At 61.3% G+C, this 4,440-nt stretch carries 3 protein-coding genes and 1 pseudogene; all 4 read right to left on the bottom strand.

What is annotated here, in order from left to right:
- Nucleotides 1-71 precede the first annotated feature (71 nt).
- Nucleotides 72-2,363, bottom strand: a complete 2,292-nt coding sequence (locus B2W96_RS02910) for a polysaccharide pyruvyl transferase family protein (RefSeq protein WP_293008387.1) — start codon at nucleotides 2,361-2,363, stop codon at nucleotides 72-74.
- Between the two features lie 21 nt (nucleotides 2,364-2,384).
- Complete coding sequence (locus B2W96_RS02905; protein ID WP_293008385.1) at nucleotides 2,385-2,891, bottom strand: deoxycytidylate deaminase; 507 nt, start codon at nucleotides 2,889-2,891, stop codon at nucleotides 2,385-2,387.
- A 51-nt stretch (nucleotides 2,892-2,942) separates the two neighbouring features.
- Nucleotides 2,943-3,953, bottom strand: a complete 1,011-nt coding sequence (locus B2W96_RS02900) for an XdhC family protein (protein ID WP_293008383.1) — start codon at nucleotides 3,951-3,953, stop codon at nucleotides 2,943-2,945.
- A gap of 333 nt (nucleotides 3,954-4,286) precedes the next feature.
- Nucleotides 4,287-4,440 (bottom strand): annotated as a pseudogene (locus B2W96_RS02895) (peptidase); the annotation flags it as partial.

Below are 4,440 nucleotides of genomic sequence, written 5' to 3'. Positions count from 1 at the left end.
TCTTCCGATCTCGCGGCCTTGGCCGCGCAAAGGGTCTGTGCTGTTTAGGGGTAGTTCGACGAAAGCCGGGGTTATTTCAGCTTGGATTTTATTTTTGCCTTTGCCTCCGGGCTGAGGGCACTGGCCGCAATCCGCACGGGCAGGGAGGGCAGGCGGAGAAACTTCTGCCGCACCTGATCGAAGGGCTGCAAGGCATAGGAAGCGAAAAACGCCGCCCGATCCCCCGGCTGGGCGATGGGAGAGGCCAGCCGGGGATTTCCCGCCACGGCCCGCTCCGGCGAGAAGGGCTGCCGCCCAAGGGGGAGACGGTCAAAAATATGGCTGGCGTGGGCCGTATTCACAATCAGGAGGGACACGCCCTTTTCCTGCTGGTCGCAAAGCTCGTCGGGCCGCAGGCCCCAGAAGTCCCCAAGGGTAAAATCCCCCGTCCGGGACAGGGAAGTATAGGGACAGCGGTGACAGCAGGGGCGCAGAAACAGCGCTCTGCCGAATGCCCGGCCCCACTCCGTCTGAAACAAAGGGGAGGAATCGGCCGACCCATCCTTATAAAGCAGAGTAAAGTGGCTGTTTTTCCAGCCTGCCACCTTGTTGCGAAAGCGCACGGTTTGCAGGGAACGCCGCCGATGGCTTTCAATGGAGCGAACCATGTCCGCCCACACGCCAGGGGAGGGAACGCCCTGACACACCACGTCGCAGGTGGTGAGATTTTCCGGACGGTGGCCCAAAAAGTGATATAGACCATCCACCTGACAGGGGGTGCCGGAGAAAAGCACGGGGCGGGATTTTAAAAGCTCCCGAATCTCCCGGTACACGCCACGCAAATCGCTTTGCACGTATTTTGCCCCCCGGAGATAGCGTAAATCCTCCGGCGAGAAGCAGGCGATGTGCCGCAGGCGCTGCCTGTCATCCAGCGCCGCGCCGAACACCACGCCGCCGCTTTCCAGCGTGTCCGCCGCGATGAGGGAGAACACACCCCCGGAGGTGGAGTCCTTGCGGATTACGTCGTCCCGGTTCCATGCGGCAAACACCGCCGGGAGAGGGCAGCTCTTGGGCGGGTGAAGCGGCGGGCAGACCGCCGTGCACCGCCCGCAGTGAATACATTTTTCAAGGTCTATCAAGGGGTAGGCAAAGCCCTCCCGGTCCGGCTCCATGGAAATGGCGTCCTTTGGGCAGACGGAGGCGCAGGCGGTGCAGCCCGTGCAGTCCGCCCGACCGACAAGCTCCGGTAAATCCGAGCCGCTTTCGGCCTTTTCTGGGGTGGGAATCGGCTCATTCATCAGCGCGGCGCGGAGATACGCCAGAGAATTTCGACGCTCCGCCTCCAGCCGCCCGGTGGCGGCGGACCAGTCCACAGGGTCCGACAGACCGGCGGAGTCACCCTTTCCGATAATGCGGTCTGCAAGGCCTAGCCGATCCAGAAGACTGAAAATCCGGGACTGCTCCGGCGCGGCCAGCTCCGCCGGAGAAACGGCGGTGAAAAACGGCTTTTGGAATTGCACGGAGAACACGGTTCCGTGGAAGGAGTTGGTACACACGTAGGCTGCGTGGCGGAACAGACCGAGAAATTCCGCGGGACCTGCGGAGAAAACGCACTCCGCCTTGGGGTGAACCTTTTGCCGCAGACCGCAAAGCTGAACCACGGGCAGCCCCGTCTCCTCCTGCAAGCGGCGGATGTAAGGCTCCAGCGGCCCGGGGGCGCTGATACAATAGCACAGGATATAGCCGGAGGGCTGCTTTGGCTCCGCCGAAAGGGCGGCCCAGTCCTCCTGCTGCAAAAGCAGCGTGGGGTCCAGCACCACGGGAGCCTCCCGCCCGCCAACCTCACGGAGAATGGCCTGCCCCCGTGCCTCCCGTGCGGAGAGATGGGAAAAGTCGTCAAGATACCGGCGCAGCTCCTCCTCCATCCCGTCAGGAATCCGGGGAATGCCGAAGGAGGGGGCGTAGGCGACTTTTCGTCCCGCCGTAAACCGGCTGAAAAACACCGGGTCAAACCGCCCGTCGGGAAAGATTTTGGGGTTCCAGATCTGGTCGCTACCGGAGAGATACACGTCGCAATCAGGCGCACTTTCGAGTTCCCGCAGGCTTTCGTACCGTCGCTCCGTAATCTTCAGATTGCGGGAAGCAAAATCCTCAAACCGCTGATACCGCTCGCGCATGGCGGAGTAGTGGAGGGCGGTGTGGGCGTTTGCAGCCGCGGAGGAAAGCCCCCCTGCGCGGCGGAACAGGTCATTATTCTGATTGACGTAATAGTTAAAAATTTCGCAGGAGCTTCCAAGCTGTTCCACGGCCCGCTGCGTGGCGCAGGCCTGTAAAACTGCGCCATAGTGGTGGATATGAAAAAAGGTGACAAGGCCCGTTTTCAAGTGACGGCCTCCTTCCTGAAATTACTGCTGAGAGGACGGCTCCTCCATAGGTCCGAAGTCGGGAAAGTCATCCTCGGCAACCCAATCCTCCACAGAGACCACATCGAACTCCGTTTTTGTCCGCCGGATGACCACGCGTTCAAGACCGGAGTTAATCACCTGCCTGCGACACATGGAGCAGGAGGTGGCGTCGCCCAAAAGCTCGCCGGTCCGGGCGTCCCGGCCCACAAGGTACAGTGTTCCGTTTACCATGTCCCGCCGGGAGGCGGAAATGATGGCGTTGGCCTCGGCGTGGACACTGCGGCACAGCTCGTATCGCTCCCCCCGGGGGACCTTTGCCGCCTCGCGGGTGCAATAGCCCATGTCCACGCAATTTTTCCTGCCCCGGGGTGCGCCGTTGTAGCCGGTGGAGATAATCTCGTCGTTTTTCACGATGATGGCTCCGTACACCCGGCGCAGGCAGGTGGCCCGCTCCAAAACAGTCTCTGCGATGTCCAGATAGTAATTTTCCTTGCTGATACGATTCATAGATGTCCTCCGTGAAGTCCGGCGCGTTCGCCGGAGATTGAAAAAGCCTGCTCAAATGGCGGATTCCGGCGGCAGCCGGAGGTCCAATCCTGCCCGGACGGCGATCAGCTCCGCCGCCACAGAGACGGCAATTTCCTCCGGCGTCTGTGCGCCGATGGAAAGGCCGATGGGCGCGTGAAGCACGGCGTATTCCTCCGCAGTGAAGCCAGCGTCCAACAGGCGCCTACGGCACAGGGCCAGCTTTTGCTTGCTTCCGATGCAGCCGATGTACCGCGCGCCAGAGCGCAGGGTTTGAGACAGCACCTCATAGTCCGCGTTGTGGCCCCGGGTCATCACAACCACGTAATCCCGGGGGGTAACGGGGATGTCCAGCTTTTCAAAGTCGCACATCTGGACCTGCTGGGCCGTGGGGAGAAACGCAGGGTCGGCAAATTCGGCCCGATCATCGTACACCGCGCAGCGAAAGCCAAGAGGGTACAGCGCGGACACCAGCGCCCGGGACACATGGCCCGCGCCGAAGACGTGAACCCACCCGGATTGGGACACGGGGACAGAGAACCAGCCGCCGTCCGTCAGCATAGGCCCGTCCCCCAGCAAAGGGGCAAGCGCGGGGTCAATTCCATCCGCCCCGGAGAGGGCGCGGACCTCGGCCGCGCGGCTGCCGTCCAGCCGCAGGGCCAGCCATGCGTCCTGCCCACGGGCGTGGGCTTCTTTAAGTGTGCGGAAGGCGGACAGCGCCGCTTCATCGCGGGGAGAGATATAATGGAGCTGCACCGTCACGTCGCCGCCGCAGATCATTCCAAGGCTGTGGTCGCTGCCCTGAATGAAGCGGTAGTCCCGCAGCCGGTCCTCGCCGGATTTCAAAATTTCGGCTGCCAGCTTCTGGGCTTCAAACTCCACATTGCCGCCGCCGATGGTCCCCGCGGAGCTTCCGTCCGGCAGCACCGCCATCATGGCCCCAGCTCCCCGGGGTGTGGACCCGGCGGAGGATAAAAGGCTTACAAGGCAAACGGGCTGCCCGCTTTCCAGCCCGTGGATCAGCGCGTTCCAAAACTCCCGCATAAGGCTCCTCCGTTTCGTCTCTATGTATTCCAGTCAAGTATACCGAAGGGTACGCCGCCGCCGTACAGTCAGTTTCATCGTATGGACCCGCCGTTCCCAGACAGGTGCAACGCGCCGTGGAGGCAAGTACGTTCAAGCATATTTAACATATGCAACAGTTGTCCTTGGCTATTATATCAGCTTTTTTCCGGTTTGAATATGAAAAAACGGAAAATAATCCGCTTTCGATCAAAACTGACCCAAGGGGGTGCGATAAACCGAGGGGCCTGCGAAAATGCAGGCCCCTCGGTCAAGGTTGTAGAATAGACGGGGGAATCCCCGCTCTGTGGATAATTATTTCGCGGGCGCGTCGCTCTCCAGCAAGGCTTTTGCGCTGGCGGCAAGTCCCGCCAGCCCCTGAAGTTCGGAGGGGATAATAATTTTTGTGGCCTTTCCGTCGGCTACCTTCACCATCGTCTCCAGCGCCCGGAGCTTGATGACCTGATCG

Source organism: Oscillibacter sp. UBA6647 (assembly GCA_002455655.1).
In the GTDB taxonomy this organism is placed as follows: Bacteria; Bacillota; Clostridia; order Oscillospirales; family Oscillospiraceae; genus Oscillibacter.
This window is presented reverse-complemented; position numbering and strand designations above follow the sequence as displayed.

Coding starts and splice junctions, on each gene's coding strand:
- B2W96_RS02905 (WP_293008385.1), bottom strand. CDS start 2,891: ATGAATCGTATCAGCAAGGAAAATTACTATCTGGACATCGCAGAGACT.
- B2W96_RS02900 (WP_293008383.1), bottom strand. CDS start 3,953: ATGCGGGAGTTTTGGAACGCGCTGATCCACGGGCTGGAAAGCGGGCAG.